At 44.4% G+C, this 22,457-nt stretch carries 18 protein-coding genes and 1 tRNA gene; 8 read left to right on the top strand and 11 right to left on the bottom strand.

Annotation, left to right across the window (positions count from 1 at the left end):
- The first annotated feature begins 7 nt into the window (after positions 1-7).
- Positions 8-83: transfer RNA gene (locus FS373_RS26755), tRNA-Ala, on the top strand.
- Positions 84-388: 305 nt separating this feature from the next.
- On the opposite strand, the gene FS373_RS26750 is transcribed toward FS373_RS26755, so the two are convergent.
- Positions 389-2,218 carry an ABC transporter ATP-binding protein gene (locus tag FS373_RS26750; protein WP_144045933.1) on the bottom strand — a complete coding sequence of 610 codons (1,830 nt, stop codon included), beginning with the start codon at positions 2,216-2,218 and terminating at the stop codon, positions 389-391.
- 168 nt (positions 2,219-2,386) lie between these two features.
- On the opposite strand from FS373_RS26750, the gene FS373_RS26745 reads away from it, so the two are divergent.
- The 7 genes from FS373_RS26745 (at position 2,387) to sstT (ending at position 10,484) form a co-directional block, all read left to right on the top strand.
- Complete coding sequence (locus FS373_RS26745) at positions 2,387-3,916, top strand: DNA-3-methyladenine glycosylase 2 family protein (protein WP_152830967.1); 1,530 nt, start codon at positions 2,387-2,389, stop codon at positions 3,914-3,916.
- Positions 3,901-4,461, top strand: coding sequence for a methylated-DNA--[protein]-cysteine S-methyltransferase (locus FS373_RS26740; RefSeq protein ID WP_144045935.1), 561 nt, complete (start codon positions 3,901-3,903; stop codon positions 4,459-4,461). The genes FS373_RS26745 and FS373_RS26740 overlap by 16 nt, the downstream gene beginning before the upstream one ends.
- A 171-nt stretch (positions 4,462-4,632) precedes the next feature.
- Entirely contained in the window at positions 4,633-5,928 is a 1,296-nt protein-coding gene (locus FS373_RS26735) for a DEAD/DEAH box helicase (RefSeq protein WP_144045936.1), read from the top strand.
- A 110-nt stretch (positions 5,929-6,038) separates the two neighbouring features.
- Entirely contained in the window at positions 6,039-6,509 is a 471-nt protein-coding gene (locus FS373_RS26730) for a dual specificity protein phosphatase family protein (RefSeq protein ID WP_144045937.1), read from the top strand.
- Positions 6,510-6,551: 42 nt separating this feature from the next.
- The gene (locus FS373_RS26725; RefSeq protein WP_144045938.1) at positions 6,552-8,075 is read left to right on the top strand and encodes a phospholipase D family protein; all 1,524 of its coding nucleotides are present in this window, start codon (positions 6,552-6,554) and stop codon (positions 8,073-8,075) included.
- A 92-nt stretch (positions 8,076-8,167) separates the two neighbouring features.
- Entirely contained in the window at positions 8,168-9,064 is an 897-nt protein-coding gene (locus FS373_RS26720; protein WP_144045939.1) for a chemotaxis protein CheV, read from the top strand.
- A gap of 190 nt (positions 9,065-9,254) precedes the next feature.
- Positions 9,255-10,484 carry a serine/threonine transporter SstT gene (sstT, locus tag FS373_RS26715; protein ID WP_144045940.1) on the top strand — a complete coding sequence of 410 codons (1,230 nt, stop codon included), beginning with the start codon at positions 9,255-9,257 and terminating at the stop codon, positions 10,482-10,484.
- A 25-nt stretch (positions 10,485-10,509) separates the two neighbouring features.
- Here sstT and FS373_RS26710 read toward each other — a convergent pair whose 3' ends face one another.
- The 10 genes from FS373_RS26710 to FS373_RS26665 all read right to left on the bottom strand — a co-directional run bounded on the left by FS373_RS26710 (position 10,510) and on the right by FS373_RS26665 (position 22,440).
- A complete protein-coding gene (locus FS373_RS26710; protein ID WP_152830966.1) occupies positions 10,510-11,283 on the bottom strand; it encodes an OmpA family protein in 774 nt (257 codons plus the stop codon).
- Positions 11,280-12,512 (bottom strand): glycosyltransferase family 4 protein, encoded by a 1,233-nt coding sequence (locus FS373_RS26705; RefSeq protein ID WP_152830965.1) that lies wholly within the window; start codon positions 12,510-12,512, stop codon positions 11,280-11,282. The genes FS373_RS26710 and FS373_RS26705 overlap by 4 nt, the downstream gene beginning before the upstream one ends.
- Positions 12,513-12,588: 76 nt before the next feature.
- Positions 12,589-14,124, bottom strand: coding sequence for a lipopolysaccharide biosynthesis protein (locus tag FS373_RS26700; RefSeq protein WP_152830964.1), 1,536 nt, complete (start codon positions 14,122-14,124; stop codon positions 12,589-12,591).
- Positions 14,103-15,296, bottom strand: coding sequence for a glycosyltransferase family 4 protein (locus FS373_RS26695; RefSeq protein ID WP_152830963.1), 1,194 nt, complete (start codon positions 15,294-15,296; stop codon positions 14,103-14,105). Before FS373_RS26695 ends, FS373_RS26700 begins: the two co-directional genes overlap by 22 nt.
- The gene (locus FS373_RS26690; RefSeq protein ID WP_152830962.1) at positions 15,293-15,700 is read right to left on the bottom strand and encodes a hypothetical protein; all 408 of its coding nucleotides are present in this window, start codon (positions 15,698-15,700) and stop codon (positions 15,293-15,295) included. The genes FS373_RS26695 and FS373_RS26690 overlap by 4 nt, the downstream gene beginning before the upstream one ends.
- Complete coding sequence (locus FS373_RS26685; RefSeq protein ID WP_144045946.1) at positions 15,672-17,027, bottom strand: O-antigen ligase family protein; 1,356 nt, start codon at positions 17,025-17,027, stop codon at positions 15,672-15,674. Before FS373_RS26685 ends, FS373_RS26690 begins: the two co-directional genes overlap by 29 nt.
- A gap of 10 nt (positions 17,028-17,037) precedes the next feature.
- A complete protein-coding gene (locus FS373_RS26680; RefSeq protein WP_144045947.1) occupies positions 17,038-18,111 on the bottom strand; it encodes a polysaccharide biosynthesis/export family protein in 1,074 nt (357 codons plus the stop codon).
- Positions 18,104-20,101, bottom strand: coding sequence for an exopolysaccharide transport family protein (locus FS373_RS26675; protein WP_144045948.1), 1,998 nt, complete (start codon positions 20,099-20,101; stop codon positions 18,104-18,106). Before FS373_RS26675 ends, FS373_RS26680 begins: the two co-directional genes overlap by 8 nt.
- On the bottom strand, positions 20,085-21,227 hold the full coding sequence (locus FS373_RS26670; protein WP_152830961.1) for an alkaline phosphatase family protein: 1,143 nt from the start codon (positions 21,225-21,227) through the stop codon (positions 20,085-20,087). Before FS373_RS26670 ends, FS373_RS26675 begins: the two co-directional genes overlap by 17 nt.
- Positions 21,193-22,440: a glycosyltransferase gene (locus tag FS373_RS26665; RefSeq protein ID WP_144045950.1), complete on the bottom strand. Its 1,248-nt coding sequence runs from the start codon at positions 22,438-22,440 to the stop codon at positions 21,193-21,195. The genes FS373_RS26670 and FS373_RS26665 overlap by 35 nt, the downstream gene beginning before the upstream one ends.
- Positions 22,441-22,457: the final 17 nt, after the last annotated feature.

The following is a 22,457-nucleotide window of genomic DNA, read 5'->3' as shown; positions in this document are numbered from 1 at the left end:
ATGAAATGGGGCCTTAGCTCAGCTGGGAGAGCGCAACACTGGCAGTGTTGAGGTCAGCGGTTCGATCCCGCTAGGCTCCACCATATCTAGCTTGCTCATATCTAAATAGGATAGAGTAGACATATAAACCACCGGCAGGTGGTTTTTTTGTATCTGAATTTTCGTGGCTTTCTCCGTACTAATTATCTTCCCATGCATTGCTATTTCCCCACTATTTCGATATCTGTACATGACTGGTGCTAAGTTCTTTTAGTAGTACACAGAGTAAGGGGAAGCATTTCTAGCAGTACAGAATGCTATTGGTATTAGACCATCTTGAATTAGTGGAATCGAAAGCATAAAAAAGCCATCTGAATGATAGCTTTCATGTTCTTACTATCGATAGTGATTAATCTAGACCTAAGAAACCACCAGTCTGGTGCGCCCATAGTTGAGCATATATACCGCCATCGTGTATCAGTTCTTGATGGGTGCCTTCTTCAATAATATTGCCTTCATCTAAGACTATTAATCTATCCATAGCGGCTATGGTGGAGAGCCTGTGAGCAATAGCTATTACTGTTTTCCCTTCCATTAGCTGGTATAAGCTTTCTTGTATCGCGGCTTCTACTTCCGAGTCCAGTGCCGATGTTGCCTCATCCAGTAGCAAGATCGGTGCATTCTTGAGGAGTACTCGTGCAATGGCGATACGTTGTCTCTGACCGCCTGAGAGTTTGACGCCTCGTTCACCCACTTGAGCATCTAGGCCTAGATTCCCTTCTGCGTCCGTCAAGGTTTGGATGAAGTCATAGGCCTGTGCACTCTTAATTGCACTCATTAGCTCCTCATCGCTGGCATCGGGTTTTCCATAGAGAATATTTTCTCGAATCGATCTGTGTAGCAATGACGTATCTTGCGTGACCATGCCTATGTTGGCACGTAGAGAGTCTTGTTGAACATGTTTGATGTTCTGCTTGTCAATTTCGATAGTGCCTTTTTCTACATCGTAGAAGCGCATCAGCAGGTTGACTAACGTCGATTTTCCAGCGCCAGAGCGACCGACTAGTCCAACTTTCTCACCCGCTTTTATATTGAGGTTCAGTTTTTCGATCACACCGCTATTCTCACCATAGTGAAAGCTGACTTTGGTGAAGTCGATGGCGCCTTTTTCGACAGTAATCTTTGGCGCATCCTTTATATCTTGAATCTCAGTTGGCTTAGATAAAGTATTCATACCGTCGGCAACTGTGCCTATATTTTCGAACAAGGAACTTATTTCCCACATGATCCACTGGGACATGCCATTCAACCTTAAGGCCAGACTGATGGCAATGGCAATGGCGCCTACCGTGATGGCACTCGTTGTCCATAACCAGATTGACACGGCTGCGATGGCAAATGCGAGTAGGTAGTTGATGATCTGCACACTGACATTGATACCTGTGACGAGTCGCATCTGTCTATACACGGTATCCAGAAACGTCTGCATGCTGCCTTTTGCGTATTCGGCTTCTTTCTGGGTGTGGGAAAACAGCTTCACTGTGGTGATATTGGTATAGCTGTCGACGATGCGACCAGTCATATTTGAACGCGCATCGGCCTGTTCGGTCGATATTTGCTTCAATTGAGGTAAAAACCGGAGCTGTAGGCCGATATACAAGCCTAACCAGAGCAACATAGGTAGCATCAATCGTAGGTCTGCATTGGCTATCATAACCAGCATAGAGGTAAAATAAACTAATATGTACACGAGTACATCCAAAAGTTTAGTCACGGTCTCTCTGACAGCTAACGACGTTTGCATCACCTTTGTGGCGATACGACCCGCAAAATCATTTTGATAAAATGAAACACTCTGTTTCAGTAAATATCTATGGGCTAACCACCTGATAGACATGGGATAGTTCCCCAGGAGTCCTTGATAAACTATCAGTGCATGTAACAGGACTAAGGAGGGGATCACCACTAACACTAATATTGTCATCCCGATCAGCTTGAGGCCTTCCTTTTCAAATAAGGTATCAGGGTCATTGGCTATCAATAAGTCGACAAGCTGACCCATGAAGCCGAATAATGATACTTCTAATATGGCGAGAATGGCGGTGAGGATGGACATTAATATTAGCGGGCGTTCGAATCCCTTAGTGTAATGACGGCAAAACGCATATATCCCTTGAGGAGGTTGCTCCGGCTCGGCTGCGGGGAGGGGGTCAACCCATGACTCGAATCGTTTAAACATCTGTTACTCAACCATAATGAATTAATTATCTCTGCCGCTAGCATATCGTAAATTGATAACTTTGACTTAACTTTGGCTTTTTTGTATTCAGTTCCGTTTTCCGCTAGTTCATACTGCTTTTATTCAGTAAAGTGCTTTTAAGGATTTCCTCTTATAGTTAGCACAAATATGTCGAACGTTTTGCCTAAGTTATCCAATGAGTCATGTAGAAAAGCTAGATTATCCCGTGATCCACGTTTCGATGGGAAATTTTTTATCGGGGTACTCACGACCGGTATTTTTTGTCGGCCAATCTGTCCAGCAGTCGCTCCGAAGGAGGAGAACGTTCGTTATTTTGATTCAGCCGTTAGTGCGTCCAGTGCAGGGCTTAGGCCGTGTCTTCGTTGTCGTCCCGACAGTGCCCCCAACTCCAGTGCCTGGAAAGGTACTCGAACGACATTAGAGCGGGCATTGACCTTGATAGAGGGGGGCGTGCTTTCAGGAAACGATGGCATAGACATTGAGGCATTATCGGATAGGTTGGGTATTTCTAGCCGTTATCTCAGGCAGATTTTTAGCGACAATTTTGGTACGTCGCCTAAAAAATATGCCCAGTTTCGTGATTTAATGTTCGCTAAACAGCTTCTACATCAGACAAATTTAAGTGTCACTCAAATTGCGTTTGCAGCAGGGTTTAACAGTGTCAGGCGATTCAATGAATCATTTAAACAGACGTTAAAGCTCACGCCTACCGCCCTTAGAAAAACGACTCAGAAAAATGCTAAAGGTGAAAAGGGGACAGATAAAATGGCTCAGATAACTGATGGTGTGATGCTATCTCTGTTTTTCGCTTATAGGCCGCCATTGAATTGGACTCGTCAGATGGCATTTTATCGGCTGCGTATGGTTGAAAAAATGGAGTGGGAACTCGATGGAGAAGGTTATGGAAGATGTTTTCAGTTTGGTGAAGCGAAAGGATATTTCGAGGTAAGTCATCAAGCAGACAAAAATGGATTTAAAGTAAATATCTATCTGGCTTCGAGTGATCATCTTGCCAGTTTAAAAAATATCACGATGCAGATCCGTAGGTTGCTAGACTTGGATGCAGATATGGACAAGATTGAAACCGTTTTAGCTTCGACTGCCATCATGACCAAAGACATGATCCAAGGGCTAAGGTTACCAGGGACCTGGTCCGTTTTTGAAGCGGGTTGCCGTGCTGTACTGGGTCAGCAGGTGAGTATTATTCAAGCTACAGCACTGTTAAATACACTGGTCAAAGCCTATGGTGAGAATGTCACTATTTCCGGTAAGCAAGTCGTACTTTTTCCTACACCTGAAGCAATTGCAGCAGCGTCTCTGGATGAGCTTAAAATGCCGGGAGCGCGGAAAGCGGCGCTAAAAGCACTGGGGTTATTTGTCAGTGAGAATCCTGGCGGTGCTGTCGATGAGTGGTTATCGATTAAAGGCATAGGCCCATGGACGCTTGCTTATGCCAAGATGCGTGGCCTAAGTGATCCTGATATTTTATTGTGTTCCGACCTAGTGGTTAAGAAAAAGGTACTATCTCTGTATCAGCAAGGCGTAGAACCCGTCGCCCACGATAAGCAAGCCAATACGTTATCCCGAGTCGATTACAGTGAGCTAACAGATAGGCTTACTGAGCAAGCGTCTCCCTGGGGCAGCTACTTAACGTTTCAATTATGGAATTTAGCATGAAGCAATTAACGGATGTGCCAGTATTTGCCCATTTCGATAAAGAGTCGCCAATCACCTCAGATACCATTATGGCTAAAACCGTGACAACTCAGGTGGGCGAGATCTACATTAAGGCCAATCAATTTGGTTTATCACATCTGAGCTTAGTTGAAGCTAAGCTGGAGATGAATGAGCAGACAGAACTAAATCAACAAGCTTTCAGCTATTTAATTCAGACTGAAAAGGAGTTAGAGGAATACTTCTCTGGCAAGCGACAGCGCTTTTCAGTTCCGTTAGCGCCAAAGGGGACCGAGTTTCAAAAAGCCGTTTGGCAAGCCTTGTTAACGCTAGATTACGGCACGACCTGTTGTTATGCCGATATTGCCAACAAAATAAACAGACCTAAGGCCGTGAGGGCCGTCGGAGCGGCGAATGGCGCTAACTCCATTGCCATCATCATCCCCTGCCATAGAGTGATAGGGAAAAATGGTAGCTTAACCGGTTATGCTTATGGTCTCGAGATGAAAAAGTCTCTGCTCAAATTGGAAAACTGTACAGGCTTTTAGCTCAGTTAATTATTAATTTTTTGAGATCTCTGCTGCACTGGATGGTCTCATCGATTTTAGAGGCAAAGGACCTCAATGGTAAAAATCAAAATAAAAGCTTTCCCTGCTGATCTAGCGTAGAATATGGGCCATATTTAATATTGCCCTCTTTTTACGGATCTATCCATCCTTATGACCCAAGCACACTCTCCACAAGTTAAGCCTGAAATTACCTTCGAACAACTTGGGTTAATCCCGGAACTGCTCAAACGTTTAACCTTACTCGAGTATCTCAATCCCACTCTAGTCCAAGGGAAAACGATTCCAGCCGTTTTATCGGGTAGAGATCTACTGGCAGGAGCGATTACAGGCTCAGGTAAAACAGCAGCTTTTGCTTTACCTATGCTGCAGAAACTCGCCAAGAGTAGCGCTAATATTTCTAAAGGAAATCAGGTCTGTGGACTTGTTTTAGTACCGACCCGAGAACTTGCTCAACAGGTTGCTGAGAGCTTTAAGAGCTACGGACAATTGATTAAGCCTAGGTTGAAAATAGAGGCCGTATTTGGTGGTGTGTCGGCTAATACCCAAATGTTAGCCATGAGAGGGGGGGCTGATGTTCTCGTTGCAACTCCTGGTCGATTACTCGATCTCATTTCGAGTAACGCCATCAAGCTTGATGATGTGAAAACATTAGTGCTTGATGAAGCGGATCGCATGTTGAGTCTCGGATTCACTGAAGAGCTAAATCAAGTTCTGGCCTTGTTGCCTAAACACAAACAGACCTTGCTTTTTTCAGCCACATTTCCTGAAGAAGTCAAAATCCTTACCGATAATTTATTATCGACTCCAGTCGAAATCCAGATTCAGACTGAGGAAAAATCGACCATTAAACAGCAGGTGTATACGGTTAACCGTAATCGTAAGACAGCCCTGCTCGCACATCTGATTAAAGAGAATGACTGGCGTCAGGTGTTAGTGTTTGCCAGTGCAAAAAACACTTGTAATCGACTCGAGCAAAAGTTGGCCAAGGCTGGTATTGCGGCGCAAATATTTCACAGTGATAAATCACAAGGTGCTAGAACTAAGGTACTTGAGGCGTTTAAAAGTGGCGAGACCCATGTGTTAATCGCCACCGATATCGCTGCTCGTGGTATAGATATCGATAAACTACCTGTGGTGATTAACTATGAGCTGCCCAGAAGCCCAGTTGACTATATGCACCGTATTGGCCGAAGTGGTCGTGCTGGTGAAGCAGGGCTGGCGCTATCACTCATCTCTCATGATGAGTATCAGCATTTTAAGGTCATTGAGAAGAAAAATAAAATCAAGTTAGACCGTGAGCAAGTCAGTGGTTTCGAAGCCGATGATGAGGCGCCCTTAGATTGTCCCTCAAGAGAGATTAAATCTATGGCAGCCCCAGAGGGAATGGGTAAGAAAAAACGTAAGAAATTGCCTAAAGCAAATGCTGAGTTCTGGACTAAAAAATAGCTGTGTTAATGGCTAGCTAAAGTTTTATGTTTGACGGTGCTGGTTACTGTAATGATTTTTCAGTAGTAAGTGCCGTTATATTCCAATGTTAATAAGAGTGGTAAAAGGTTATGCAGCATCTATTTTGGTTAGTTGAAGACAAAATTGCTGGACGCAGTGGACCTAACAAGGAAGCTTGGGATTTAAAGGAAATAAAGCGCTCGGGGATCGGTGCAGTGCTTTCGGTTAATGGTGGTGAAGACTGCGACCCCCAAGCATTTATCGATGCAGACTTATCTTATGCCTGTATTCCATTTTCAAGCAACATCCCTCCAAAGGAAGAAGATTTGGCTTTGTGTGTGGAGCAGTTACCAAAGGCATTAGCGTTCATTCGTGAATGTGAGGCAAACAATATGCCGGTATTGATCCATTGTCGTTCTGGAAAAGACAGAACGGCGTTAATTATGGCTTATTACTTGATGGAAAATGGTGCTGCGCCGTTGCATGCTGTCAGTCAAGTTCGTGCCGTCAGGGATATCGCTTTTAGCGCAGAAGGGTGGGATCAATTTGCATTCGATGTGCTCTATGCATTACAAGATTAAAGCAGAAGTAATATACAAGCGAGTAGGGTAACAGGAGCTAGGATGGCGAGAGATAAACTGTATGTGATGCTAGTGTCAGTTTTATTTTTTCTGTTGTCTGCTTGTAGTAGCGCCCCCGATCTCCTTGATAAAAAAGCAAGCTATCGTCTTATCCCCGCAGACGATTCCCCTCTGGCCACATATGTTTCACCACTCATAGAAGATCACCCCGATAAAGCAGGGGTCATTCCGTTAATTGATGGTCTGGATGCCTTCATTGCCAGGCTGGCATTAATCACGTCTGCTAATACGAGTATCGATCTTCAATATTATATCTACCGTAACGATGATACGGGCAAGCTACTTATCTGGCATATTATCGATGCTGCAGAACGTGGCGTAAGAGTAAGAATACTACTCGATGACCTCACCACCAAAGAGTTAGACAAGGGCTTGATGATGCTGGCGAACCATCCAAATATTGATGTCCGCCTGTTTAATCCTTCCTATTCTCGTACCCTGAGAGGACTAGAGTTCATTACCGGTTTTTCGAGAATGAACCGCCGCATGCACAATAAATCACTGACCGTAGATAATTCAGCCTCGATTGTTGGTGGCCGGAATATCGGTAACGAGTATTTCTCTAATAATGACGATGTTGACTTTGGTGACTTCGATTTGATGTTTATTGGTGATTCTGTTGATGAGGTGTCTCTACAATTTGATCGATATTGGAATGCGGATGTCAGTTTACCGATAGAAGCGCTGTCAACTTATGTCATTGTTGATAAAGATCTCGCCCAAGCCATCGACTCGATAGAACTTGAGCGTGAGGCATTTGAGTCTAATCAATATGTTGGGCGTTTAAAATTAAGCCTGTTACTGAAACAGATCCAAGAAAATACGCTTGAGTGGTACTGGGGAAAGGCTGAGGTGGTCTATGATCCACCAGAAAAAGCGCAAAGGAAATCAGAAGAAAGTTGGTTGTTATCAGACTTATCTCGATTTTTATCCGGTGCTAGCCGTGAAGTGCTAATCGTATCCCCCTATTTTGTCCCCACAAGAGAGGGGACAAAAAGCTTGGTCGCAGCCGCTAAGGCTGGACTAGACATTAAGGTAATCACTAATAGTCTAGCTGCTACCGATGTATTGGCGGTTCATGCAGGTTATCAGGGCTATCGACTGCCTTTATTAGAAGCTGGCATTAAGCTATACGAAGTGAAGGCCGACCCGCTTTATAAGCCTTCGGCCTGGTCTGGGAGCTCTCGTTCCAGTCTGCATGCGAAAACGTTCATCTTAGATAGAGAGTCAATCTTTGTCGGTTCTTTTAACTTCGATCCCAGATCGGCAATGATCAATACCGAGATGGGTATCATGTTCCATAATGCCATATTTGCAGATGCCATAGTGACTGGAGTCGAAATGGGGCTACCCGAAGCGGCTTACACCCTTGCAGTGGAAGATGGGGAGCTAGTCTGGATAGATGAAGCCGAGGGGCTTATTGTCTACGCCGAACCTGGAGCGGGTTTTTGGCGCAAGTTTATGGCAGACCTGATTGCCTTGTTTCCTTTTGAGTCCCAACTATAGAACTTATCACGGTTATTTTGATTAGTGTCATCCTTTTTACACTATGATAGATTAGACTTAATCCATTATTTAATTCTCAATTCGGTATGCTAATGAAGAGTAAGGCCAGTCAATCACAAGGCTTACTGCTTTTTCGTCTGTCACAGAGACAACTTTTTGCGCTGGGTACACTTAAAATCCGTGAACTTGTCCCCTACACGCCTCTCAGTGCTATTCCACAGTCTCATCCAACCATCATGGGCGCCGCCACCATTAGAGGTAAAACCATACCCATTATCGATATGGCATCCGCTGTTGGCTATACACCCATAGCACAAAAGGAACTATCGAAAAGCTATATTATTATCACCGACTGTCAACGTATGGTGATCGGTTTCCTTGTTCGCGCCATAGATAAGATCATTGAATGTAATTGGCGAGATATTGAGTCTCCTCCAAATAATTTAGGTAAAAATGCGTATTTAACTGGGGTAACCAAGTTCGATGATCAGCTCGTTCAGCTGCTCGATGTCGAGCTACTGCTTTCCAAAGTTTTTCCACCTAGTCCGGAAACAACTCGAGCCATTTTGACCGATGTCCAACGTGAGAAGCTTAAGCCTCTCCACATATTGTTGGTTGATGATTCCAAAGTCGCACGTAAACAGTTATCCGATGCACTCGACAGCATTAATATTCCCTACCAGGTCACACCGGACGGGAGAGAAGCATTAGCTATCATGGAGCAGGCTGCTAAAGATGGTATGCCAATACAGTTGCTAGTAAGTGATATTGAGATGCCAGGTTTAGATGGCTATGAACTGGCGTTTGAAGTAAAGAATACGCCGGCGTTAGCTCAGGCTTACATCATCTTACACACCTCTCTATCCAGTGAAATTAGCGTGAGCCAAGCTCATCAAGTCGGCGCCAATGAAGCCTTAACCAAATTTGATGCCCATGAGTTGATTAGCGCTATGCTAAGAGGGGCAGAACAACACAATGCTAATGTTTAGTATTCTGTTACCATTATGCTGCCATAGGGTAATATAGTCAGGGTTTTATACTGTAGTACTAGACATGAGCAGGCTGTTTAGATAAAACTTCACAGTGAAGGAAGAAGATTCAGGTGAGGTTAAGGTTTGTCAAAATCTATACACCCTGATTGTACATAAAAAATATAATATAATAATGACAGGTCTATCAATGAAAGAAAATCGTTCTCTGTTAGCAAAAATTGTTAACGGCAGCTTAGTGCTGCAAATTTTATTTGGCATCATCGCCGGTATCTTAGTGGCGACATTCTCAGAAAGTGCAGCCCAAAGTGTTGCCTTTTTAGGTGGTCTCTTCGTCGGTGCTTTGAAAGCCATTGCCCCAATTTTAGTATTTATCTTAGTTGCGGCTTCTATTGCCAATCAAAAGAAGAATGCTAAAACCAATATGAAACCCATTGTGGTCTTATATCTCTTCGGCACTTTCGCCGCAGCTCTTACGGCTGTATTGATGAGTTTCGCTTTCCCTATTACTTTAGTTTTGGCAACCGGTGCTGAAGGTGCTAATCCGCCAGAAGGGATCGGTGAGGTGATCCATACCTTGCTATTCAAACTGGTGGACAATCCTGTTAATGCCCTGATGACTGGCAACTATATTGGCATCTTGGCCTGGGGTGTTGGTTTAGGATTAGCCCTGCATCACGCTAGTGATTCAACCAAACAAGTGTTTTCTGATGTGAGCCATGGTATCTCAGAGATGGTGCGATTCATCATACGTTTGGCGCCTATCGGTATTTTTGGCCTGGTAGCGGCGACGTTTGCTGAAACTGGCTTCGCTGCTATCGCAGGTTATGCTCAGCTGTTAGCGGTGTTGCTGGGTTCGATGGCGATCATCGCACTCGTAGTGAACCCTATCATAGTGTTTATCAAGATCCGTCGTAACCCCTATCCGCTGGTGTTTACCTGCTTGCGTGAGAGTGGAGTCACGGCCTTCTTCACCCGCTCGAGTGCGGCAAATATTCCGGTTAACATGGCGCTGTGTGAGAAGTTGAAGCTCCATGAAGATACCTATTCAGTATCAATCCCTTTAGGTGCAACCATCAACATGGGCGGCGCAGCAATTACTATTACAGTATTAACCTTAGCTGCGGTTCACACCATGGGTATTCAGGTTGATATGCTGACAGCCATTCTCTTGAGTGTGGTTGCTGCGGTTTCAGCCTGCGGGGCATCCGGTGTGGCTGGTGGCTCTTTACTGCTTATTCCTCTCGCTTGTAGCCTATTCGGTATTTCAAATGATGTAGCCATGCAGGTGGTTGCGGTAGGCTTCATCATAGGTGTTATTCAGGACTCGGCTGAGACTGGCTTGAACAGCTCTACCGATGTGATCTTCACCGCGGCAGCGTGTGAAGCGGCGGAAATGAAAGAGAATAAAACGAGCTAACTGATCCGTTAAAGCAGATTTAAGTTTAGTTATTGAAAGCCCCCGGATTCAGCAACCCGGGGGCTTTTTTGTTATTTCCAGTGCTATCATGCTCTTGATAGAAAACCAATAACTCAACAAGACGATCGATTTGCTTGGGTAATTGTTGTGTCTGGCTAAGGGATACACGCTCGCCGTGATGAATAACCAGTAATTCTTTAGGCTTGAGAGCTAAGCGGTGTAAACATTGGGTAATGGCGAGTGCTCGGCGATGGCTCAGGGCTTTATTGTACTGCTGGGAGCCTGTTTCATCGGCATACGCGTGCACCTCTATCCTGTCGGGTTCTGAGCCAAATTGGCTTAACCACAGAGTAAGGCGGTTTATTTCACTGATGTTTAACTGGTCTTGGTCGAAGTCAAAAAACAGCTGTAAACGTGTAAAGTGGGGACTGGGCTGCTGTTCTTGTTTACTTTGGGTTGGCTTATCTGAAAAATCATATTCGTAGGAACTCGGCTCTGTCATATAGAAAGTCAGTTGGGTTGGAATCGTCGGGATGCTCAGGCTCTGAAGCTGGACGAACTGATGCTTGTACAGGGGGACTGCGATAATCTGACTGATTCTGGGGGCCCCGTGCCATAGCCAGATTTTCAGTGGTGAATGACCAATATATTGACCATCTTTATAAATGGCAGCCTTGGTTGGTTTGGTCTCTATGGTTAACAGTTGGTTCTCGCTGCCTTCAGGGATCTCTCTCGAACTAATTTGCATACAAGCTGTAATTAGCACGAGTATCATCATAAATATTGGCAGAGTTTTCATGATGCTATTTCTTCATACAAATTCGCCAGACGTTTGGATATGGCCTGCCATGAGTAGGTTTCGACGGCTTTGAGGGCATGGCTTTGGATGTGCTTATAGAGCATCTTGTCTTGTAATATATCGATCATTTTTTGGTAAAGGCAGTCCACAGACTCAACGTCAAAGAACAAGCCATTTTCGCCGTTTATTACAAAAGAAGGCAATCCTCCGACATTACCACAAAGCGCTGGGGTGCCAGATGCCCAGGCTTCAAGCACAACAATACCGAAAGGTTCATAGAGGCTAGGCAGTACAAAAAGCGCTGCGGCGGCATAGGCATTAGCTAAGCTAGGGTCATCGAAGTTAAGATTGATGATAAAGCGAACATCCTGCTTCAGTTCTAGCTCCGTGCTTAGGCTCTCTAAAAGGTCAAAGTAGTCCTGATCATAGATAACGCCAATTAAAACAAGTTTTAATTCCGGGGAATGCTTGTGTGCTTTGGCAAAAGCCCTGAGTAAGGTTTCTTGGTTTTTTTGCGGGGTAAAACTACTGACACATAAGATTATCTTGTCAGTTCTGGTGAAATGGTATTTGCTAATAAATGCGGATGCATTACCCGAGGAAAACCTTTGTTTATCAACACCATTTGGTAGATAGACTACTTTTTTTTCAGGATATTTTGCCGCTATCTTTTCCCGCTCGTTTTCCCCTACACAGATAACGGCGTCTGCGCCTTCTATGACCTTGCTACTTTGTAGCAAGAGGTCAAACGGTTTCCCCCAGTTAAAGCTGCCTTTTAGGGGCTGCATCATATCGTCTAATTGCTCTTTAGGGAGGCCTAAATAGCCCCCATGAATACTGACCACATAGGGGATTCCTTTCAGTCGAGCAGCTATGCGGGCTATGGCTCCCAGTCTCCCCATGGTATGCAGGTGGAATACTTTGGTTTTTTTGCTGAAAAGAAGGTAAAAAAACAGGGAAAGAGAGAACATATTTCCGCCACGTTTATCGAGCAGGAGTCTATGCTTCTTTGAGAGGCCCAAGCGAGTATAACTGTAAGTAAAACGTTTGACTGGAATACCGAAAATCGACTCTTGTTTATTGTCAGATAGCGCTAACGTGGTGACGCTTTCAAGTTGGTAACCGATAGCCTTAAGCTGATGTGCAGTTTCAGTGATCACGGTTTCGGTGCCACCCCATTCATCTTTTACAAATCTGCGCGGTATATTGATAATGGTTCCTTTCGTCATATTCTTCTCCAAAAGCGTATGTTGAAAATCCACTCATTTAACTGTTTGTTAAAGACTAGTCATGTATCGGTTCGATTTACAATTTCAGCTGCAATCTAGGGGCCATAGAAATTATTATGTGTTTCAATTGATGGCGCTCACTGACGGACAGGTAACATTTGTAGGCAGAAAAGAGTGCCGGAATCACGCATATCACGCTGACCGCGATGATATGCAGGAGTGAGTTATAACCTTCTGTCACTAGCTCAAATAAAACGAGTCCCGACGCGAAGGGCAGGCCAACGGCAAGGCTGGCGATAACCAGAGGCTTGTAGATCTGCCAAATAGATGTTTGCGTAAATCTCTTTGTCATTGGAATGCTGACGAAGATGGCCAATAGGATATTTGGAATTAGTGTGCCCAAAGCTACACCCAGGATGCCAAGGGATTGTATTAGCAAGCAGCTTAATATCAGGTTGGCTATGCATTCGGTTATTCCTATCCACATCAAAGGTTTTTGGTAACCACACATGAGTAAGATTTGATTAGTGGTATTGCGATAAATAACCAGAATGGCAATATTCAGTAATAAAATCCGTGCACACCAAAAGGTTTGTTGATTATCAAGCCCGAGCCAGATCCGCAACAGATCTTCGACAAAAAACCATGTAGGCACAATGAGTAAGACTACGATAAGACAGACAAAACGTTGACTACGGCGTAAGAGTTGTCGTAAGGCCTGTTTATCTTGTTGTGCGTTAAAGCTTGAAGACATAGGGGCTAGCACGTCATGTATTTGCGAGCAGAGTAAGCGAAATATCTCGGCCAATCGGGTCGTCACGTGGTAGTAGGCCACCAGGCCTACACCCGCTAAGGCCGAGATGACAATTTGGTCGGTTCTAAAAACAATCAAATTACTAATGGTGATCACATAGGCACAGAGCGAGAAGCTCATCAGCTCGACCATTTTTGTCGGACTGTATAAACGCCAGGAGAGTCGTAAGCGAGGCAAGGCACGTTTAGCTGCTATATACATGGCAATATTTGCCAAGCATTGACTGGTGATGACTATAATGGCTAACACACGTATATCGGCATTTATTCTCAGGGCTATCACTAGCGCAATGCAGTTGGCTATATCTCTGAGTACCTCGATACGATTTCTAACTTGCATACACAAAGCGCCACGTAATACTTCCATAAAAATCCCAAAAGGAAAGATGAGACCGGTACCAATACCAAAAAACAGAAAGCATTGGGTATACAGAGCCTGAGTTCCCGGCTCAAACACAAAGATCAAATTCAGAAATGGTGCACTCAGGCAGGTTAGTACGACGATAACAAAGCCTAATAGAAAATAAGTCCCGAATAATGTTGACGCAGTGCGGTTATAGCTATCCCAATCTTGATGTTCTAATACTTCACTGGTTTTTTTCTGTAATGCGACGCCAAAACCCAGGTCCAGTAATACAGAGTAGCCAAATATGGACCAAAGTAAGGCCCAGAAACCATAGGATTCTTTGGGTAACTGTAGAAACATCTCCCGAGTCAGGTAGATCATGACCATAAACTTGATGATAGTGGCCAGGTAGTTTGAGGCTGTTAATTTAATTAACTGTTTAGAGTGAGGCATAGCTCATGCTCCTCTACCGCGTGTAGCAGGACTTGTTCCACTTTTTCCTTGACCATTTCCAGACGAAAGTGCGTGCTGACATGGTGATAACCGGCTTTAGTTATTTCATGATAACGGCCAGGGTCATCGATAAGTTGTGCCATGGCATCGGCTATGGCTATGGGATCCTCCGGGTTGATCAGAATGCCCAGTTTATCGTTATTAATTATCTCGGCAGGCCCGAAACGGTCACTGGCGATGACTGCCAAGCCATTGGCCATAGCTTCTATGATGACCAGGCCAAAAGGCTCAGGCATCAAGGTGGGCATCAGTAACACATGGTGTTGTTGATAAATATGTTTCATGTCATCAGTAGGAGGTAAAATCTGTACATTTTCACCTAGGTGCGCGTTATGGATCATCTGTTCGATAACCTGCTTGTAATGGGACTCTATCGGGCCTATACAGGTTAGGCTAAGCTGGTTGTTAGGAAATTTAGCTAACAATAATTTAAATGCCTGTAGGCTTTGCTCTATTCCCTTAATTTGACATAGTCGTCCACAAAACAGGAAAGAGGTAGGTTGATTACGGTTTCTTTGAGGCTCGGCGCCCAGTTGAGTGCCATTGTGTATGACTTCTACATTTCTGGCGTTGAGTTGCTCTTTAATTGCTTTACCCACCCAATGAGAGCAAGCGATGCAGGGGCCAAAATCGAACCTTCCGCCAATCAAACCCGGTAGCCAAGATTTTACTTTGCGTTTTAGGGCATTGATAAAGCCTGGACGAATATAAGCGGCGGGCCAAAAGTCACCAATTTCATAGAGTTTAGCAATGCCACTATTTTGGCTGGCAAGTGATGGTGCTAAAGAAAGGTATTGCTGATTCCAGAGATAGATAAGATCGGGTGATACCTGATTAATGTATCGTTGGCAGATTTGGTAATTGCAAGTTTCAACCTCGGCTCGTTGGCGATAGCTTGGGTTATCATAATCAATATAAATGAGTTCCCGGTGGACAGTTCCCATTTGCTGAATGTTTGATTGAGCCGTGTTGCCTTTATTCCCAGTTAGTACAGTTACCAGATGTCCTTTCTGACGTAAGAATTCTACCGTGTCTCTACAGGCGAGTTCATAACCGCCAATGTGAAAGGGTGGGTAGTAGTTACTGATAATCAAGATATTGAGTTTTTTCATAGTAATGACCTAATTAAATCGATAAGGTGAAAATTCTTAAACAGGTCGATCCCGAGCATTGACTTGATTTCGTATGCAACCCAGAGGACGATTAAACTGGCCAGAATAAAAAATATTCCTTTGGAAAGGATAAGGGTACCCTTGGCGAGTAAACCGCTGACGATAGGGACGGTGCTGGTGCGTTCTCTGGAGCGAGAGTCGATCCCCAAGTACACCACCAGATAGAAATGCCGGAAGAACCAGAAGCTAAGCTGGAGTGAGAGTAGTTTTTGACTGGGCACAGACACAGCCCGGTTTAATACTCTTAGGAATTCCTGACGTTGCTCCCGAGATAAGTCGGCTTCGACACCGGGAGAAAGCTGCTGATAAAAATAATTAGCATCTCTTTCGCTTGGCTTGGCCATTTAGCTCTCCTGTTTGGATCATTCGGTCCATGGTTGCAATAAGTGCAAAGACCAACATCAATTGATAAAAATTATTGGTTTGTTTCAACACCCACTCTAAGGTGGACTGCAGATAAATACAGGTCAGTGAAGCAATCAATGCGATGCAGATAAAGCGACTTTGTGAGCCTTTCAATCGAAAATAATTTTTTATGTTTTTGGTATAGAAAAAAAGTAACAAGCTGATAAAAATAACCAGGTTTAACCAGCCAGTTTCGGCTGCAATCATTAAGTAAACGGTTTCCACCAAACCATGTTTTTCATCGGGATCATTTTCGTCGACCATAGGGATATGTGATGAGTATGAATAGGGAGGATTGATTTTATGAGCGAAGTTATTTAAGCCCACACCAAGAACTTTGTCATTGGCCATATAAAGCGCTGCTTTGGCGAGTTGAACTCTTACTATCTTTGACTCTTCCGGAGCGGATAAAAATCGTTCCATAATGGTGTCTGAGGCTTTGATTAACACCAGAGTTCCCGCCAGCGGTAAGATGATCAGTAAGATCAGGTGACGCTTTCTGACCTTGGCATTGCTTTGTTTACTGCATAGCGAGATGCAAAACACCATTAAACTGTTGAGAATAAACAGGGCAAGGCCAGCGCGCGAGAGGGTGGCGAGTATGCAGATAGAGGCCATACCAAAGATGGTGAACCAAAACCAACTTCGGCTGCTGGCAACATTGAGCAGATAGGCATGGGCCATGGCGCCAAAGATTGAAACGTACATCACCAATGAATTTTGATGAGGAAAGGGTCCCTTACATTGGAACATGCCGAGCAGATATTTTTGTTTCATGACAGAGAAAAATATGTAGATGATAATGGCGCCGATTGTGGTCATCAACCACTGCAATTGCTGCTCATTTCTCAGGTAATTTGCAATGGTCCAGAAGTAGACATACATACGGCACATCTTGAGTATTTCGAAGGCGGAATAGATACCAACATCGGCATTAATGATTGATGCCAGGCTAAACAGAAAATACAACAGGTACAGACTAGAGCCCATTGGGAACCAGTCGATGGGCAATTGATGCCTACGTTTAAGGACTAAACTCAGCAAAATATACAATGAAATATCCACCATGCCGAACTCGAACCCTCTGGTGGTACCACGATAAGTCTCCATGGAAACAAAGTTGATATCGACCATGTCGCAGGTAAAAAATATCACCAGAAAGAACACCAATTTCTCGCAATTTTTAGAATGCAGACAGCAGAGGTAACCTAGAGGCACACCTATTATCAAGGTCATGAAGAAGATGAGGTACTTAAACTCAGTCATATCAGCTTCCTTAATTACGACTCTGTAAGTCGTGTACTCTGCGTTCGAGTAATGAGCCTGTCAGCATGGTTTCCAGAGTCGGCATTAACTGAGTGAGTAATGCATTCCACGAGCCGATCATACTCTTGGGCACGTAAACCAAATCGTTGGGCTGGATCAAAAAATCATGTGTTTCTCCGTTGAGAATTTTGTCAATGTTGACCTTATAGACTAAGGGGTGTTTGATGTTGCCGCGGATAACCAGCACGTGGCTATTGGCGGAAAGTAATAGGCCTTGGGCTCTGGACACCAGGCGCGCTAATGTCATACGTTCACTGTAGCCATAATAGCTAGGCTTATTGACTTCACCTGTGATGAAGACCTCTTGGCTCATGGAGGAGGCAATGTAAACATAATCACCGTCCACTAAGGGGACATTGTGATGCATATTTCCTTTACGTATAAGCTTAGTTAAATCAACGGGTAATAGGTACTCACCTCGCTGGATATAGGAGTGTTCTAGATCCGCTAATTCGATGGTATTGTCATCAAAAATACCGATGGAGAACCCGCCTGCCAGGCCAATGGCTTCGGCGGCTCTCAGTGAACCATCGAAGTAATATACGCCGGGGTGAATGACTTTACCTATGATGGTGATAGAGGCACTGCGCATGTCGTATGGCATCAGGGTCACCTTAGGAAAATGAATATAACGCTGTAATTTTTTCTCCATTAAGGCGGTGGCCTGAGGCACGGTTTTTCCTGCAATTTGCACATCACCAATGAGCTTAAAAGTCAGGCTACCATCGAGTTTAACTATCGCCTGTTTACTATCTAAATCAGGCTCGCCATAAACGAAAATATTAAACTTATCCCCGGCTGAAATTTCATAAGTACCGGGTTTCACCAGATGTAAACTGGCTAGCTCTTGCTCTAGGCGTTGCTGGGAAATATGAGCTGGTTCGTCTAAGGTCTCTACATCAGCCATTTTTTGTAGCGCTAAGGGTAATTCAAGGGGCGGGTTACTACTCGGGTCCAGGTTGGCGCAGCTGGATAACAGAAGCGTCAGTGCAAGTAATCTATGGAGCAGGATAAAGTTATGCATGATAGATGTCCTTAGGTACTTGGGTGAGTATGATCCCTATGGGCTTAATATTCTTTTCGCTCAAATAGTTGCTCACTCGGTTGAGGTTGTCTTTTCGTGTAAATAGACTTTTTGCTATCAATAGAATCGCGGCAGGGGAGTTGTTGATCACGCTGTAGAGTTGTAAATGGCGCTGGGCAGGAAAAAGCTCCCAGATAACCACATCATAGTCCTGAGATATTGTGTTGATAGTCACGTCGAAACTGGCTTTATCCAGATAATTTAAATAAATGTCTTGATCGTAAACGAAGTAAGCATGATCAATACTATCGGCAACATTGAGAGGCTGCCATTGGGACTCTTTTCCGTAGATTAAGGGATTGAGTACAGCCTCATCGACGTTGTCACCTGCTTCAACTGACTCAATATACAGAACGCGCTTGCCCTGACGCAGGTAAATATCTGTGAGGGCATTGGCGATGGTGGACTTGCCTTCATGCTCGTGAGTGCTACTTAAGGTGATGAGTTTACTTTGATTCTTACTCTCACTTCGAAGTTGCTCAAGGTTGCTAAACAGGCCCTGAAATGCGCTGTAATAGTGATATTCTTCGACGGTATCTTTATCGGGAAGAACACCGATTAAACGTTTGGGATCTAAGTCATTACGGGTTTTCACTCTTGGATCAAAAAGGACACTGGCGATCAGTATCAGTGCGCTAACGGTAAAGCCAAATATGCCAGCTGTGATGGCCATGAGCTTACGATATGAACGTTCAGGATATTTTGGAGGCAGCGCGTTTTCGATGATTTCAAAGTCACTGATATTCGACTCCAAAGCGAGCTTAGAATCGGTGACCCGTCCCTCCAGGGTGCTGACCAGATGACGATATTCAATCATTTTATCCTGATGACGCTGATGTTCTTGTCTTAGGGCACTGAGTCGCTGCAGACTGTCTTTGGTATTATTAATGCCCTGACGATAACCGGCTAATGACTGATCTGAGACATAAAGATCAAATTCATAATGGATCATCTCCAACTCTAACTCCAGGTAGAGGGGGTTTTGACCATAGACCTTTGTGTCGACCTGGCCGGTAACAGACGTGCTATCGGAATTACTCTGCAGGGTGGAAATTTTTTGTTCCATTGCCATGACCTTAGGGTTTTGTGAGGTGTATTTCAGTTTGAGCAGTTGCAGGTTCTCACGTAGCCCATTGATACGGCTTAGAGCGGCACCAGCAACCATGGTTTCCAGTGGGATCTCCTTTGGAATAGTGGTGAGTTTTGAGATTGTGGCTTTTAGCTTGGCTCTTTTTTCGTCTGTGGCAACCTGGCTTTCGATGTATTTAATTTCTAACGCCTGTATTTTCTGGTAGTTCGATGCCATCTGATCGTCAAATGACAACAGCTTGTGTTTCTGCCTGAAGTCAGACTCTGCTTGTTGCGCAGCAATGAGTGCTTTACGGCTTGTTGAAAGCTCATTGAGGAAGTAGGTATTGACCTTTTGTGCTGCAGAGTTTTGTACGCTGGAATAGGATTCAAGAAAAACCGCACTGACAGTGTCCGACATCTTGACTGCCATTTCTGGTTGGTGCCAGATAGCGGTAATATTGATAATATCTGAGCGATTTCCCCGGCTGATAATGATGTTTTTGTATAAGTCTTCGGGAGTAAGGGATAGCTCTAACCGTTCTATAACCCTAAGCAGATGATCCCGAACCAATATCGTTTGCATTATGGTATTAAAGTCAATTTGCAGATACAGGTAAGGGATTTCTGCTTGTGATGACATGTTCTTCTGATGGCGGATGATGATGGTGTTGGCTTTCCAGCTATCTTTTATAAAATACTTAGTCAAGAGCAAAGTCGAGGCGCCACACAATATGGCCACTAAAAAAGGTAGCCATATTTTGCCTTTAACTTGTGACCAAAGTAGCTCCAGATCGATCTTAAGACCAGCTGTTTCAGTTTGATCATCCTCGGCGGAAGAAAACTCAGTTGCGGAGTTCATGCTCGATGATCCCGCGAATATCTGTGATACTTTTCACGTTTGCTGTGATGGGTTTATTAGCGGCGATCATGGCGTAAGAGTCTTTGTCCTCTGGGTGATAGCCATGCATTCCAGGAATGGATTTAAGCCCCATGTAACAGGGCGTGATGAGCATACCTGGCTCCATCAAGAAGAACAGCTCACCAAATCTATGGTCCTCAAAATACACATGCATCTTCTTCAGGTCATCGTCTTCGACGATAGCGCCGTGGGTTTGGTCTTCGAGTACCCGGCGAATGATGGCTTCTGCATCCGGCTGCATAAACCAAAAGCGCGCCATGGTGGAATCGTACATGGCAACATAATCTTTACCGTATTCCAGCCCGGTCGCCTGAATATCTGGAATGAGATCGATATCACCCGTGACATCCTTCATGCCGTGGTCGGAAATGATGTAGAGCGCCACTTCATCATACTGGCTTAGTGCCAGTTCATATAAGGAACGGATCTCTTGGTCTAGCCAATTTATCTGTTTTTCAACGGCAGGGTGATTGGTGCCATATTGATGCATGATGCCATCAAGACGGGGCAGATAAACATAGTTAAATTGGGTCTCACCTTTTTCTATTTCGGAGCGGTTACTGGCCAAAATCTCTTGTTCACTATGACGCCAGTTCGAACAGTAATAAGGAATATCTTGGTTGACACACCAGTCAAATATGGTGTCCGTGGCCATAATTCCACCCGGGACGAAATAGTCGCGTTTCTCCAGATAGTCAAAATAGGGCAGATGGGCAAAGGGCACCGAATACATTTCGAAATAGCCTGTATATCCGTATACCTTGGCCATGGCTTTGCTCAGCCAATGGCGCACACGGCCCCGATCAAAAATTGCACTGGGAAGATGTGCTAAGTATTTAAAGGCTTTGAACGGAGATTCTTGTGGGTTGTAATTGAAGCATGACCAATGAGTATGTTCGTCCGGAAAACGGCCCGTGAGTATAGAGGGATCGGCTCCGGAGGAAAAACCGAATGTGGTTTGTAGCGGATGGGCATCTTCAATGATCCCATCAAGAAATCCATATCGCTGGTAGATCTCCCAACCAAATGCATCAATAAATGTAAAAAGAGTCAGTTTCTTTTTCATGGGCCTTGCTCCAGTTGTTTTTTGTATGCTCCTGGTAATACCCAATCAATCGTCGTGCCAAATCTTTCCAACTATACTTTTCCCTTACAAGATCAGCGCCTTGCTTTGATATTTTAAGGGAAAATGGTAAGTCAGTAAGTGTCCTTAAAATGTTATTCGCAAATTGGGATGCATTGTCGGCGTAGCAAATATGTTGCTGGTCGCATAATGCCAAGCCTTGTGCACCGACCCGGGTGCTAACAACAGGCCGCTCCATTGCTAAGGCTTCTACTAGTTTTAGTCGTGTTCCACCGCCTATGCGAAGGGGACAAATATAGACATCAGCCATGGCGTAATAGGGACGAATATCGGCGACTTCACCTGTGACGACAACTTGATCACCATTTTGCCAACTGTAAACTTCTTCCGTAGGCTTAGTCCCCACGATAATTAAGCGAGCATCAGGGAGTTTTTCCAATACCTTGGGCCAGATATCTTGTATAAACCAGCGCATGCCGTCTAGGTTAGGCTCGTAGTCCATGGTGCCGGTAAAGACTAAGGTTGGATTGTTATTAATGGGTTTTTGTTGTGGATAAAAATAGTCACTGTCGAAGCCATTTTCTAATACCAATGGAGGCGTGTCGAGTTGCTGGTGGCGCATTATATAATCTTGGTCTTCTCTTGAGCACACGACATGAAGGGGGAATTGTGCACTTAATCGCTTCTCGAAACGGCGCGTTTTAAACATGTTCTCTCTGGCTGACAGACGACGTTTCCAGCCTTGTAAGTAGGGCAGCTGTTCTAATTGGTATTCGCTATCTATCCTGCTATGGTCGTTAATTAGCGGGCATTGACAATCTATTTCCTGAAAATACTGAGTCATACAGATATCACTACAGTGCACTAGGTCAAATGAATTAGATTGCATCAACTTCCTGAGTGCGTGACTGATCTCAATATCAAACCAGTGGTGTAAGGTATCGGGAATCGGGTCAAATATGCGTTTTGACAGACTGCGCCAGGCTTTTAATTTTATCGGCTCAGTGTGGAACTGGCTAAATGGCAATAGTGACTGTAATTCTTTGGCCCGTGATAGCTCGGCATCGCTATGGGTCAGGCTAAAAAAAATCACCTCATGCTCATCACATACGGCCTTAAGCAGATTAAATATGCGTTGGTTCGTCCCGCTGTTAAGGGGATAGGGGATATAAGGTGTTACAAAAAGTACCTTCATTATGATCTCCGTGTCTC

This window comes from Shewanella sp. YLB-07, assembly GCF_009377275.1.
Note: the sequence above shows the minus strand (reverse complement) of the source record. Positions and strands in the feature narration are given on the sequence as shown.